11 protein-coding genes are annotated in these 13,761 nt (G+C 42.9%); 5 read left to right on the plus strand and 6 right to left on the minus strand.

What is annotated here, in order from left to right; genetic code table 11:
* Positions 1–22 precede the first annotated feature (22 nt).
* Genes EV207_RS12690 through EV207_RS12700 form a run of 3 tightly spaced genes read right to left on the minus strand, consistent with a single transcriptional unit; the run spans position 23 to position 5,067 of the window.
* Positions 23–3,709: a dynamin family protein gene (locus tag EV207_RS12690; RefSeq protein WP_132746525.1), complete on the minus strand. Its 3,687-nt coding sequence runs from the start codon at positions 3,707–3,709 to the stop codon at positions 23–25.
* A 24-nt stretch (positions 3,710–3,733) separates the two neighbouring features.
* A complete protein-coding gene (locus EV207_RS12695) occupies positions 3,734–4,645 on the minus strand; it encodes a DMT family transporter (protein ID WP_132746526.1) in 912 nt (303 codons plus the stop codon).
* 20 nt (positions 4,646–4,665) lie between these two features.
* On the minus strand, positions 4,666–5,067 hold the full coding sequence (locus EV207_RS12700) for a reverse transcriptase-like protein (RefSeq protein ID WP_132746527.1): 402 nt from the start codon (positions 5,065–5,067) through the stop codon (positions 4,666–4,668).
* A gap of 185 nt (positions 5,068–5,252) precedes the next feature.
* Between EV207_RS12700 and EV207_RS12705 the strand changes: the two genes are divergently transcribed.
* The 4 genes from EV207_RS12705 to EV207_RS12720 all read left to right on the plus strand — a co-directional run bounded on the left by EV207_RS12705 (position 5,253) and on the right by EV207_RS12720 (position 9,827).
* Positions 5,253–6,929, plus strand: coding sequence for a formate--tetrahydrofolate ligase (locus EV207_RS12705; protein ID WP_424511371.1), 1,677 nt, complete (start codon positions 5,253–5,255; stop codon positions 6,927–6,929).
* A gap of 106 nt (positions 6,930–7,035) precedes the next feature.
* Positions 7,036–7,479, plus strand: a complete 444-nt coding sequence (locus tag EV207_RS12710; protein ID WP_132746529.1) for a BrxA/BrxB family bacilliredoxin — start codon at positions 7,036–7,038, stop codon at positions 7,477–7,479.
* A 181-nt stretch (positions 7,480–7,660) separates the two neighbouring features.
* A complete protein-coding gene (gene trhO / locus EV207_RS12715; RefSeq protein WP_132746530.1) occupies positions 7,661–8,587 on the plus strand; it encodes an oxygen-dependent tRNA uridine(34) hydroxylase TrhO in 927 nt (308 codons plus the stop codon).
* A gap of 70 nt (positions 8,588–8,657) precedes the next feature.
* Complete coding sequence (locus EV207_RS12720) at positions 8,658–9,827, plus strand: acyl-CoA dehydrogenase family protein (protein ID WP_132746531.1); 1,170 nt, start codon at positions 8,658–8,660, stop codon at positions 9,825–9,827.
* A gap of 251 nt (positions 9,828–10,078) precedes the next feature.
* Here the strand turns inward: EV207_RS12720 and EV207_RS12725 are convergent, their stop codons facing one another.
* Genes EV207_RS12725 through hpaB form a run of 3 tightly spaced genes read right to left on the minus strand, consistent with a single transcriptional unit; the run spans position 10,079 to position 13,198 of the window.
* Positions 10,079–10,744: a protein-glutamine gamma-glutamyltransferase gene (locus tag EV207_RS12725; RefSeq protein ID WP_132746532.1), complete on the minus strand. Its 666-nt coding sequence runs from the start codon at positions 10,742–10,744 to the stop codon at positions 10,079–10,081.
* Positions 10,741–11,721 (minus strand): hypothetical protein, encoded by a 981-nt coding sequence (locus EV207_RS12730; RefSeq protein WP_132746533.1) that lies wholly within the window; start codon positions 11,719–11,721, stop codon positions 10,741–10,743. The genes EV207_RS12725 and EV207_RS12730 overlap by 4 nt, the downstream gene beginning before the upstream one ends.
* Before the next feature lie 10 nt (positions 11,722–11,731).
* Complete coding sequence (hpaB, locus tag EV207_RS12735) at positions 11,732–13,198, minus strand: 4-hydroxyphenylacetate 3-monooxygenase, oxygenase component (protein WP_132746576.1); 1,467 nt, start codon at positions 13,196–13,198, stop codon at positions 11,732–11,734.
* A 125-nt stretch (positions 13,199–13,323) separates the two neighbouring features.
* On the opposite strand from hpaB, the gene kapB reads away from it, so the two are divergent.
* Complete coding sequence (gene kapB / locus EV207_RS12740; RefSeq protein WP_165886933.1) at positions 13,324–13,713, plus strand: kinase-associated lipoprotein KapB; 390 nt, start codon at positions 13,324–13,326, stop codon at positions 13,711–13,713.
* Positions 13,714–13,761 lie beyond the last annotated feature (48 nt).

Here is a 13,761-nt window from a genome sequence, read left to right on the forward strand (position 1 = left end):
GGGGGGTTGTCTGTATTAAAGATTAAGTGTTCTCCAATAATATTTTTAATTCGCTGTTAACCGCTGTTAAAGTTTTAATATCATAATCTTTGGCTGTTAAGACGTCGATTTGGTGCCCTATATCATGCTGACATTCTTCGATGAGATTATCTGTTATGGCCTTGTGGATATTTTTATAAAGTAAACTATAATGATTTTCAGCTGTTTTTTTATTTATCTCCAAAATACGCGAGATCGGCTCATCCAAATGATCCTTTAAATCTTCTTTCATAAGGGCATTGCCCCGTTTTTCAAAAAATTGCTTGGGACTTTTGAAATGCTTAAAGACGCTTTTCATTTGATCCGTATCAATGGACTCCAAGTGGGACGTGATGTCAGCGGAGTCCATTTTGATGACGTCCTGTTCCTTATCAGCCCATTCAGGGAATAAACCGCTAATCAGGTTGTTAATCTCATTGGTATGGGCTTGATATTGTATCTTAATGAATGCTTCGATTCGTAAAAAAGTCGCGCGCAGCTCCTGATCTATATCAAATGATAAAAAGCTGATGCATTCGTTAAGGCTCCTGCTTAAAATTTTATTAAAAGACTGGCCTTTATCTTGGAAAAGCGCCGGATTGAAAAAGGTGGCAAATTCATCTGAATACCTTTGGATCACCCTTTTTTTGACATAGTAAAATAATTCATCAATCTGTTGGGTAATCGCTGTAATTTTTAAATCAGGCTTTTCGGATGCGGCCGCCTCTTTAATGTTAACAAAGCTTGCTGCAAGCTCATCTTTTCGCTGCTTCTTTTCATCCTCGTTCAGCTGCATGTTTTCGATCATACGGCTTGTTTGGTTAAGTGTTTTTTGGATATCTGAAAATCCGATTTTAGCTGTTTGATAAAGTAAATCATAGACGGAAAAATGAGTCCAGTCTTTCATGAATGCCGCCATGCCGGAGACGTCTTCATCTGCTTTTTTGCCTTGTGTTTGATTCTCCAAAGCCAACAAGCTTGAGATGCCATACAATCTTGGCTTACGGATACCGAATGTGACCAAATTATTTTCAACGTAATCAATGACTTGCTGTTTCTCGCTCGTTGTGGTTGCCAGATCAATCGCGTTGACGATAAAAAACATTTTATCCATGGCAAACGAATCCTTCACCCGGCCCAATTGGAGAAGGAATTCTTTATCAGCTCGTGAGAATGCGTGATTAAAATAGGTAACGAAGAGTATGGCATCAGCATTCTTAATATAATCGAAGGCAACATCAGTATGTCTGGCATTGATGGAATCGGCCCCTGGTGTATCAACCAAAATAACCCCCGTTTTCGTAAATGGGCAGTCATAGTAGGTGGTGACAGATTCAATGAAACACGACTTTTCTTCATTAGCGATGGCATCATGCGCCTGTGACAAATCCATTTCAAGTGTTGTGCCTAGACAATCGTTGAAATATGACAGGCCGTTTACCACAGCGGTAAGAAATGTCTTATGGAGCTTTTCCTGCGGTGTGCCTTTTTTGGCAGCTAATTTTTCAACAACAGACGTCACCTCATCAAGCCCATCTGCCTTCATTTCAAAGAACGATAAAGAATAATTGACATCATTCAGGAGGTCTTTTGCGGGTTTCACTTTGACTTCGACCGAACCGTGCGGATGGTTCGGTTCCGCCGGCATAATTTTATTAATAACCGCCGTCGTTGGGTTAGGTGAAACCGGGAGGACCTTATCACCAAGCAAGGCGTTAGCAAATGACGTTTTCCCGGCACTAAAGGCGCCAAACAATGCAATGGTAAAGGCGTTGTTCGTCATTCTCCTAGCACGCCGTTTTAGCTGCAAAGCCGTGTCCGAAAAGCCGTGAAGCTTGTCAATCATATCAGCCGCATTTTCCAAAATATCGCTCCATGATTGTTTTTCGGAGTGTGATTGACGATCCGGTTCAGTATGGGTTTGGACTGCTTCTTGGCCGTTCGTATCATGCTCCTTTTGCTTCGTTTTTCGGGTAAGCAACCGTGATTCCTTAATGGATATGGTCTGACGTTCTTTTTGGTCAGTTTCAATATCCTTTTCTATAAGAAGAACAGCCTCCTCCGTGTATTCAGGATCCCATACATCCGATTCCAACAACAAATGGGCTTCGGCGATTCTTTCTTGATAATAAAGTTCCAAATCAAAAACCTGTTTTAACTGGTCCGCTTGATAGGCTTTGTGATCATATTGTCCTTTAATATCAGCCTTTTTCGAGACAAAGACGGCCTTAACCTTTGCACTTAAAGATTCGAGAAAAGCCGTTACCTGTTTTGCCATCCGCTTTTTGAGATAATCCGATACATTGTCTGCATATTTCAAGACATATTGCCCGGTTGTTTCAGCACCTGATTGAACAAGAGCGGTCAACTCTTCGGGTTTTATATCCAATGCCAAACCATAAGCTTCCGCATAATCAGACTCATTCAGCTCAGGGATCTCCTTGCACGCTTTTACAAGGACGTCCCTGACATTCCATTCCATTGTTTGCGCCCGTTTGACGATGTCCTCATGGAAAAGATTGAGTCGCAAGCTCTGTTCTTTTTCAATCTTCTTTTTGCTCGAAAATAGTCCTGTTTTAAAATTATTTTGGCATGATTCAAGATATCTTTTGGCGTGTTCTCTCGTTTCATACGGCATTAAGATCGCGGACCTTATTGTCTTTTTTATCTGCTCGGACGTTGCTTCCAGCCAAGCCTTTTCGCTTTGGTCAAAGGCTAATAATGTATCTTTAAGATATGCCAGGTCGCCTTCAATATCATGTAACAGACTACGATCTGGCAGTTCGGTCATGTTGAAACCATGAAGATCACTTTCAAGCCTTTCGCGAAGCCATCCTTCGTGTTCTTCAATAATGTCGCTCAATGTCTTTTGTGTACCTGCCTCCGAAGGGTGGACACATCCCCCAAGAAGCTTTTGAAGGGAAACAAGCAATTGGTCAAATTCATTGATGTTAAGCTGATCATTTCTTAAAGAAACATAAAATATCTTTTCAGGTTGTAATTGCCATGTATGAAGAGCATTGTTGACCTGTTCTTTGAAGGCGGCAAATGACAGCTCCTGATCATTGTGTTTGTCAATCTGATTGACCACAAGATAGAAAGGTTTGCCAAGCTTAGTCAGCCGCTCCATGAACTGAAAATTCACTGTCGATTGAACGTGGTTATAGTCTGTCACATATATAACATAATCGGCAAGATGCAAAGCATCTGCTGTTGCCCTTTGATGGGCATCGTCCGTTGAATCAACACCTGGTGTATCAATCAACTCAACCGATTCTGGCAGTCGTTCCCCAACATGAATATCTATGGCTGTGACACCGGCGGTATCCTTACAAAAGGTTTGGATGTCATCTATATCGTAGGGGGCTGGAAAAAGGACAGTCTGACCATCAGATGTGTAAACCTTGGCCTTGGGTTCGCCGTGCATTAACCTTACAAGGTTTCCACTAGTTGGAATTGGGCTTGAAGGCAGGACCGCTTCCTCTATTAACCGGTTGAGTAAACTCGATTTTCCAGCTGAGAAGTGGCCGCAAAAACTAATTGACAAACGGCCCGATTGATTTTTTTTATATAAATCCCGAAGTTTGTTGGCGTGATACAAATCGCCGTTCTTTTTCATTGTTGCATATAAATTCGCAAGCCGCTTAGTCATGTTTCCGCGTTTGCTGATGTCTTGGTCTATAAGTTGCACCGTTTCTCACCTTGCCTTTATGTGTTATAGATGGTCGGTAAAAGGTTGTTTTCGAGCTTTCTTTACCGGCCATTCTGATAGTACCATACCTAATAATATAAGAAGACACCCGATTATGCCACCATACGTCAAATAGTCATGCTGCCAAACAGCCGAAGTGACTGCGGCAAAAACCGGTTCCATAATGAAAATGAGCCCCACATGTGTCGGGGATGTAAACCGCTGCATCACTGTCTGCAGGATAAAGGCAACGGATGTGGCCAGAACAGCGGTTACCAATAAAGAAAATAATGTATCAGATCGAAATAAAGAAGAAAAGTCAAACAGTTTACCGGTGCCATCTGCCACTATGCCGCAGACGAAGCTTAGGACGGCAACCGTTGCCAATTGAATAATAGTCAGGGAAAGGCTTGAATAATGGTGTGTCACTTTCGCTGTAAAAATGATGTGTAAAGCAAACATAACGGCACAAAACAGCACGATGCCATCACCATAATTAAAGGCAACAGGACCTGACATCGTTAAATAATAGAGGCCAGCGGCTGCAATAAGAACGCCGACCATCGCTTTGGCAGCCGGCAGCTTTTTTAGTATAACGGCGGAAAAGATCGGAACGAGGACGACACTCATCCCAGTTATAAAAGCGGCTTTAGATGAAGATGTGTAAAGCAAGCCAACGGTTTGGGCAATATAGCCGGTAAAAAGAAAGCACCCTAAGAGCACCCCGGCTAAGATTCCTCGCAGTTCTATCCGTTTGCGGTTTTTTACAAACACGGCCTTCCAAATCAATAGACACAGGCTTGCAAGAAGAAAGCGCCAAGCGTTAAAAGTTAAAGGTGTAACGGTCGAAATCGCGTGTTGAACGACAACGAACGTACTTCCCCAGATTAAGGCAACAAATACTAGTGACAGGTCAGCACCCAGAGATTTTTTCATTATTCTACCCTCGCCTTAAATTACTTATGATCTTTCTGCATATAGATGGCTTTTCTAGCTAATATATCAGCGTTTTTATTTTGTTTATCAGGGATCCATTTAAGAAAAAATAACTGGAACTTGTCAATGAGTTTGAGCGCATTGTTTAAATCTTGTTGAAACGCGCTGTTTTTTACAAATGCTTTTTCAACTGCACGGTCAATAAGCTGTGAATCCGTACGGAATGAGACACTCAAGTAGTCTTTTTCTATGCAAAGCTCCAATGCATATAGAAACGCCTTGAATTCAGCTTCATGATTCGTAAGGATACCAAGGGGCAGTGAATGCCGTTCCTCCTGGCCGGAATCACGCTTTATATAGACACCAGCTCCTGAGTAACCGGGATTGCCGGCACTCGCCCCGTCAAAATAGACCTTGATCAAATGTATCCCTCCAGAAAAACAGCTAATGTAAGCATACAATAAACCGTCTATTGAAGAAAAGAAAAGCTTATTGATTTAATAACCCTTTTCGTGAGGGGTTGAATCATTTATGTTAAAATTGTTTTGAAATAACATTCAATTATATGATCTCAGATACTTATATTGGGGGAGACAATATGGCAGTTATGAAAGTAAAAACAGATATTGAAATTGCCCAACAGACAGAGTTGAAGCCCATCCATGTTATTGCGACAAAATTAGGATTAAAAGAATCAGACTGGGAACCTTATGGCAGGTACAAGGCAAAGGTTTCGGCGCATACCTTAAAGAAACTGCAAGATCACGCCGACGGCAAGGTTATTTTGGTAACGTCAATTAATCCAACACCTGCTGGTGAAGGGAAATCAACGGTAACCGTTGGATTAGGGCAAGCTTTGAATCGAATTGGCAAAAAAGCAATTATTGCCTTAAGGGAGCCATCGCTTGGGCCAAGCATGGGGATGAAAGGCGGAGCCGCGGGAGGCGGCTATTCACAAGTGGTCCCCATGGAGGATATAAATTTGCATTTCACAGGGGACTTGCACGCGATTACGACGGCAAATAATGCCCTGGCGGCCCTTATTGACAACCATATTCACCAAGGAAACAGCCTAAATATTGATCCGCGACGCATTGTATGGAAGCGCGTTATTGATATGAATGACAGAGCATTAAGGCATGTGGTTGTCGGTTTAGGCGGACAGGCAAACGGGGTACCGAGAGAAGGTGGCTTCGATATCACTGTTGCTTCTGAGGTTATGGCGATTCTTTGCCTTTCAAATGACATCGAGGATTTGAAAAAGCGATTCAGTAAGATGGTCGTTGCTTATAACTATAATAAGGAACCTGTCACAGTCCGAGACCTTGGGGCAGAAGGCGCTTTAACCCTTTTAATGAAGGATGCCATCCATCCCAATCTCGTCCAAACCATTGAAAACACCCCCGCGTTTGTCCATGGCGGACCATTTGCCAATATTGCCCATGGTTGTAATAGTGTGATTGCTACGAAGCTTGCCAGTAAACTGGGTGATTATGTTGTGACGGAAGCCGGTTTCGGTGCTGACCTTGGTGCGGAGAAATTTTTGAATATCAAAACCAGAGCCGGAAACATTGACCCAAGTGCGGTTGTCATTGTTGTTACAGTAAGGGCGCTTAAAATGCATGGCGGACTTTCAAGGGATAATTTAAAGAAAGAAGACCTTGCAGCATTAAAACGCGGTATGTCTAATGTTGAAAAGCATGTTGAAACGATAAAAGCCTTTGGCCTGCCATACACCGTTGCCATTAACCATTTCATATCTGATACTGATGCCGAAGTGGATTTTATCAAGGGGTGGTGTGCCGATAAAGGCCATCCAGCTGAAGTCGCTAAGGTTTGGGAAGACGGCGGTGCAGGCGGTGAAGCATTAGCTCACAAGGTGGTTAGCGTTATTGAAGAGGGGCAGAAGCATTTTAAACCATTGTATGAGTTAGAAGCTACAATAGAGGAGAAAATTAATGCTATTGTGACCAAAGTCTATGGCGGAAAAGGTGTGTTCTTTTCTGAAAAGGCTAAAAAGCAATTAGCAACGTTCAAACAACATGGGTGGGGGCATCTGCCAGTCTGTATGGCAAAAACACAGTATTCCTTGTCTGATAATCCGGCATTGATCGGAAGGCCTAATGATTTTCATATCCAAGTGAGAGAGCTAAAAGCCTCCATTGGCGCCGGCTTTATCGTTGCCATAACCGGTAATGTCATGACGATGCCTGGGTTGCCTAAGCGTCCTGCAGCACATAATATGGATGTAGATCCTAACGGTAAGGCTACGGGATTATTTTAGGGGAGCACCCGAAACGAAACATTTGCTTGAAAAGAAAGGGACGTGTTACTTTATATTTAATGAAAACCGTTCTAGATATTTGTACTTAGCCGAAAGGATGATTTGCATGTCAATGGCGTATGAAGAATATATGAAGCAAGTAGCGAAGCCGATGAGGGAGGAGCTGACTTCCGCAGGATTTTCAGAGCTTTTGACACCTGAAGATGTCGATGCTTATATGGAAAAAGCTGAAGGAACGACATTAGTGGTTGTGAATTCAGTTTGCGGCTGTGCGGCTGGACTCGCGCGCCCTGCCGTTAATGAATCACTAAAAGGTGACGTAATACCCGATCACCTGGTCACCGTTTTTGCTGGCCAGGATCGGGAAGCAACGGCTGCAATGAGGGATTATTTTAAAGGCTATGAACCATCATCACCATCAATCGCACTGTTAAGTGGTAAGGATGTTGTTCATTTTATTCCTAGAGAAGACATTGAAGATGAGGATCTTGAAAACATCGCCCGCGCCTTGAAGGCAGCGTACAACAGCCATTGTAAAAACCAAGCGTAACTGCTTGGTTTTTTCCATTATCGGGCATTGAAGAGGAATTATACGTTTTGGAAAAACGTTAAGATTCACCACTTGAACCTTTTAAATTCCCGAGTATAATAATTAATGTGCATTTGTATGCGTTATTTGGTATGATAGAAAATGTTTGATTTTATGGGAATTTAGAAGGTGGTGCGAAATAATGACTGAACATAAACCTTATCGTATATTGCTTTATTATAAATATGTCAAAATTGATGAGCCAGAGACATTTGCTGCCGCACATCTTGATTTTTGCAAAGCGCTCGGTGTTAAGGGCCGGATTCTCGTAGCTTCTGAAGGAATTAACGGGACGCTGTCGGGGACGGTTGAACAGACGCAAAAATATATGGATACGCTTAAAAGTGATCCAAGATTCAGTGATACGGTATTTAAAATTGATGAAGCTGATCAGCATGCATTTAAGAAAATTTTTGTCAGACCAAGAAAAGAGATTGTTTCCCTTAATTTGGATAATGATGTAAATCCCAATGATTTGACAGGGAAGCATCTCTCGCCAAAGGAATTTTATGATGATCTCCAAAAAGAGGATGTCATCGTTATTGATGCCAGAAATGATTACGAGCATCAGATCGGGCATTTTAGAAATGCGATTCTCCCCGATGTTGAGGCTTTCCGTGATCTCCCGAAATGGATCAAGGAAAATTTAAGTGAACATAAGGATAAGAAAGTCTTGACATATTGTACTGGCGGCATTCGCTGTGAAAAGTTCACTGGTTATCTGATTCAAGAAGGTTTTCAAGATGTCAATCAGCTGCATGGCGGTATTGTTGAATATGGGAAAGACCCTGAAGTACAAGGCCGGCTTTATGATGGCAAATGCTATGTCTTTGATGAAAGAATATCTGTTCCGATCAATAGAACAGAGGAAGACAAGGTGATCAGCCATTGTTATTATTGCGGTAGAGTAGAGGACAGACTCGTGAATTGTGCCAATCCTGAATGCAATCGCCAGCACGTATGTTGCCATGATTGTGAGGAGATTTATCATCGCTCATGTTCCAAAGAATGCCGTGAGCATCCTAGAAACCGCTTTGAGAAAGAAAAGAAGATGGCTATCGAAAGTTAATAACTTTATGTGAAGGGGAGACAGTTGTCTCCTCTTTAAATTACATAATGTAAATAAAGGAGGATGCAGGTTGTTTGATAAAGATCATGTTTTTATAAAAACGGCACGCCAAAAAGAATTATATGAACTTGCCCGTTCACACGCTGAAGACTTTTCAAGGCGTGCGGATCATTATGATGAAACAGGTGACTTCCCCTTTGAAAACTTTGAAGCATTAAAGGCATCCGGTTACACGGGATTAACCGCATCTGAGGAATATGGCGGCAAGAATATATCACTATACGAACTCGTGCTAATCCAAGAGGCCCTCGCTCAAGGGGATGGACCGACGACATTAGGAATAGGCTGGCACCTTGGTATTATGATGGACTTATCCTTACGCAGGGAGTGGGATGAGGAAACATTTAAGGCTCTATGCCGCCGTGTGATTAATGACAAGCACATTGTAAATCGGGCTGCGACCGAACAGGGGACCGGCAGTCCGACGAGAGGCGGCAAGCCGGCCACTGAGGCAGGCAAAGAACATGATGGGTGGCGCGTTACCGGGCACAAAACGTTTACGACATTGGCACCTGTTGCGGATGAGTTTATCGTCACTGCCAGTATGAAAGACAGTGACGATGTCGGCGGCTTCCTAGTTAACCGTCATCTCGATGGTGTCAGCTTTGAAGAAACATGGGACACATTGGGCATGCGGGCGACACGCAGTGATGATTTGTTCTTAAAAAATGTTAAGATTCCACCAGACGCTTTTGTTGAAAGGATCGGCTGGCAGGACAAAAATCATTTGCCGCCAGGCTGGCTTTTGCATATTCCTGCTTGCTATATTGGGATTGCCCTGGCAGCCCGGCGTGATGTGATTGATTTCGCAGCCAATTATCAGCCAAATAGCCTTGATCATCCGATAAAAGATCTTCAGCATGTTCAGCAGAAAATCGGTGCAATTGAGCTTGAGCTTATGAAAGCCCGTTATATGATGTATGGTGTTGCGGAACAATGGGATCGTGATCCGGAAAGGCGTCCGCATCTTGGGCCGGAACTTTCTGCGGTTAAATACACTGCTACGAACGCGGCGGTTAAAGCGGTTGACCTTGCGATGAGAGTGGTCGGAGGCACAAGTATTTTTCGGTCAAAACCGTTTGAACGGTATTATCGAGATGTCCGCGCCGGCATTCACAACCCGCCGAGCGACGATGCTGTGCTTAGTATTTTAGGAAAACGTGGCTTTCAGGAATCTTAATTTCAAAACAGTGTGGCTTCGCACCACACTGTTTTTTCATGGTTAATCAGAAAGTATATGTGCTCCTCCACTTCGCTTCGTCGCAAGGCAACGTAGACGAGGTGGCAGGCAGTAGCCTTTCTGACGCACATAAGTGCATTGGCTAAAGGCGTAACATCCTGTTACAACGCCAGTACTAGCACGTCCTGTGCGTCGCAACTACGTCTCTGTCTTCGCCAATCGGCGAGTTTTCTTTAAGTTGGTTGATTCATTTAATGGGATGCACCGCCGTAATATATGGTCCGGCTATTGCTTAACGCATAGAGATAATCAAAGTCTGGGCGGGTGGCCGTTTGCATTAAATAGGCCGATCTCTCGGCACCTGGAAAGCGATTTTTATTTAATTCTTCGATGATCCCTTCGCCGGTTAAAATACCAATTCCATGGCCAAAGTATTGGCCGTTCGGAAGTTGGACCGCGTTCTCGCCTTGCCATTGGGGTGTTTTCGGATTGACGTCAGGATTTTTAAAATAACGTACATCACCAAGGAGCCCATTACCGGTAATGTGTTCTGTGTAAACAGGAAATTCAGGATGCTTCTCCCAATCCCATAAATAAAGCTGGTGATACAACATATCGAAGCGTTCAGAGGATATGGTTTCAATCAGTGCTTTATATAAAACAATCATCATCGCCGTTGCGCACTCAAAGGCATATTGTTCCCCATTAACGAAGATATCACGGATCGCTTCACTTGATTTCACACCCGCCCTTAGTTTGAATCCGCCTTCACCTGTTAAGATCCAATACTTTTCATTACACCTTGAATAGTAAAAGGTAGCAAAGCCTGCCTTGCTTCGATAAAGGGCATGAGCTGCTGCAACGATATTTTGCCGCATCATGTTTTCAAAAGGTGACGCACGATCAACAACGGTCATGTTATCCCTCCTTTATCCAGAAGGGCGATGTGCTGTTCGAGCGGGCTTGCCATCCATTCATACCACTCATTCCGATGATTTTGGCGGTAATGGGCTGAAAGTGAAGCTAATTGCTCCTTGGTACCGTCGGTAAGCTGTGAAAATTGCTGCCAACGTTCTTTTTCTTTATTAGACAAACTTTGTAAGGATTCTCCGTCTTCTAGGGAAACTGGTTTGCCGAGGTATTTAGCGGCAAGATTTACTTTATAAGGTCTAGGCATTGGTGATACATCACTTGTTTCTCCCGTGTAGACGAGGTAACGATGATTATCCTCCATCCATCCCTCAAACAGAGCAACAGCCTCCGGTTTTGTTGCGGCATGTGCCATCCCTGGAATAAAATGCAGTAATTTAGCAGCAAAAAGAACGTCATTCTGATTATTAGATAATAAATAGTTTGCTATATAAAAAAGACAGTTTGGATCAGCGTTTTCTTGCAGCGCACATAACAAGTAGTGGGATTGCTGATGTGACCGCTTGCGCCGAAAAATAAGATCAACAACGTCTTTTGCAATATTTTGTTGATAGGTTAAAAGCATTTGGATGACTGCACCATCGATCACCTTGATATAGCCATTGTTTAGCGAAGCCGCAGCACCAGTATCCAACATCCAGCGGAAGCTTGATAAAATCACATAATGTTGGTCGCTAAAATGCTTATGTTCAGCTATACCCAAATTGGTTTCATGAAGAATATTTTCAATATGATGTAATGCCAGCTGATTCCTTTCAATAAGTAGATGCTGGCATTTTTTTTCTTTAATATCCTCCCTTAAAACATACAATGTTGGGAATTCCAAGTCCCCGTCATTGATTAATGCCAATGCGTGATGGTCATTCTCTGAATAGAGGTTGTTCCACTCTTTCTTCAGTGAAACCATGCCTTCTTTGCGACGTTCGTTCAATGGGTTTGGTTGGTTTATTTCTGAAAATGTCATAATACAACCCTCATTCCTCCTTTTGAAGATCAGCCAAAAACGCGGTTACTCTATCAACATACGGTTGTTTTTTGTATTGGCAATATAAACTGGTTGCTAATCTGACGGGATCACCAAAGAAAAATCGTTCATACAGAACTTGTCTGGAGCCGAAAGCGCTCATACTTGCATCCCAAGCGAGCCGGTATAACCGCACTTTGTCCTCACCTTGTGATTTCGCGGATTGAAGAAAATGATCTATGTCTTCTTTTCGTTCCGATTTAAAATCAGCTTCTGTAGGGATGGTTACTAGACCGCTGGCGCCAATGAGCTGGATGATTTCCACGTATCTAGGGTAGACCTTTGGATAATATTGTGATGCAGCAAGAAGCGGCTCGATTGCAGGTGTATAGACACCCCATTCGTTAACATCCGCTTGGGCTTCTGAAGAATAGATAAAGCCTTTTAATGTTTCAAGGGAGATGATGACTTCGGATACTTTATCATGGATATGCTGATATTCGCCGATATTAATTTCATCTATCATTTTCTGGATGAGCCCTAAGATGAATTCTGTTTTAATAATATTTTTGCAAATAACCTGGTGTGTTACATGTGGAAAGAAGCCGCTGTCCTTATAAAGCCTGTTATTGACAAAGATGTCACCGTGCAGAAATACCCTGCCCCACGGTACAGTCACATGGTCAAAAACAACAATGGTGTCCATTTCTTCAAATTGTGAACCGAGCGGATGATCAAAGCGGGACTTCCCATAGTCAAAGGATTCTCGGCAATAGAATTTAAGACCCGGCGTATTGTTTGGAATGGCAAAGGCAAACGCATGGGGCTCGCTTCCGATCAACTGAGGCAGCTGGGCTCCTGATGGGAACACCATGATTTCATCAGTCGTCCCGCCTTGTGTCGCCAGCAGGCGGGCGCCATGGATGACAATGCCATCATCATTTTTATCAATTATTTGTGCGTCGATAATTTTTGGGTCAGATTCCTCATATGAACTTGAGCGGTTCACCTGTGGCTTAATAAAGGTATGTGTTAGAGCTAAATCATTTTCCCTGACAAATTCAAAGTATTTTCTCATATTGTCAGCACAAGCTTCGCTTTGGCCCTTCAAAATTGCTGCTGAACTGGCAAATGTCATTAGTGCGGTGTTCATGTAATCCGGTGTCCGTCCTAACATACCATGAGAAAGCTTCGCCCACTCCTGAATCGCCTGCCGCCTTTTTTCTAGATCTTCCCTGGATTTGGGCGTTAAATAGGACGTCCCGAATCGTTTACCTGACGCACCAGCTGTCCATGTCATGACATCTTTTAGGTCGGACCTGTACTGAAGGTCATATAACTTTGCCTGACTATGGATAACACCTTTAAAAGCGGGATGAGCTGATAGTTTTCCAGTTACCTTTTGTCCTTCATACCAAATATTGGCCTTTAGTTGGTCCATTCGGTTAATATATTGCTTTCCATCAGCCACTGGCATTGTTTTCACCTCTGAAATTAAGCTTTCCTTATGTATCATAGTCATTTAGGCTTTTACCTGTGACCGCCATGTTTTTGCTATAATGTTGTTAGGGGATTTCCCTTACCAAAAAGGAGGAAGGTAAATTGACAGAAACAATCCAGCCGAATGATCTTGTCATTGCCAGGTATAAAACAGGTGAATATATTGCAAAAGTAATTGAACCCCGCCAAACAGAACAAGCGGTTGTAGAGATCCTGGCAGTCATCAAACACCCAACACAGGGTGACCTTCATTCGCCAAATAACATTAATGTGCCGTTGTTCCACCAAAGAAAGGCGCTTGCCTATCACGAAAAGGCCGTGGTGAGAGTGAATACCTTAAAGCAATATGAAGGAAATCAGATCCCAGAATATAAGGCATCGCTGCGAAAAGCGGTGAACGACAAATTAGAGAAGCTGGGCAAGCGTGGTGATGATTGGGCAAGGCTCGCTATTGAACAGCTAAGGGATTTAGAAAAGGATTATTTTGGTTAATATACATAAGAGAAAACAATGCAAAAAAACCTCCCGGGCAATGTCATC

The sequence above is a fragment of the Scopulibacillus darangshiensis genome (assembly GCF_004341035.1).
Classification (GTDB): domain Bacteria; phylum Bacillota; class Bacilli; order Bacillales; family Sporolactobacillaceae; genus Scopulibacillus; species Scopulibacillus darangshiensis.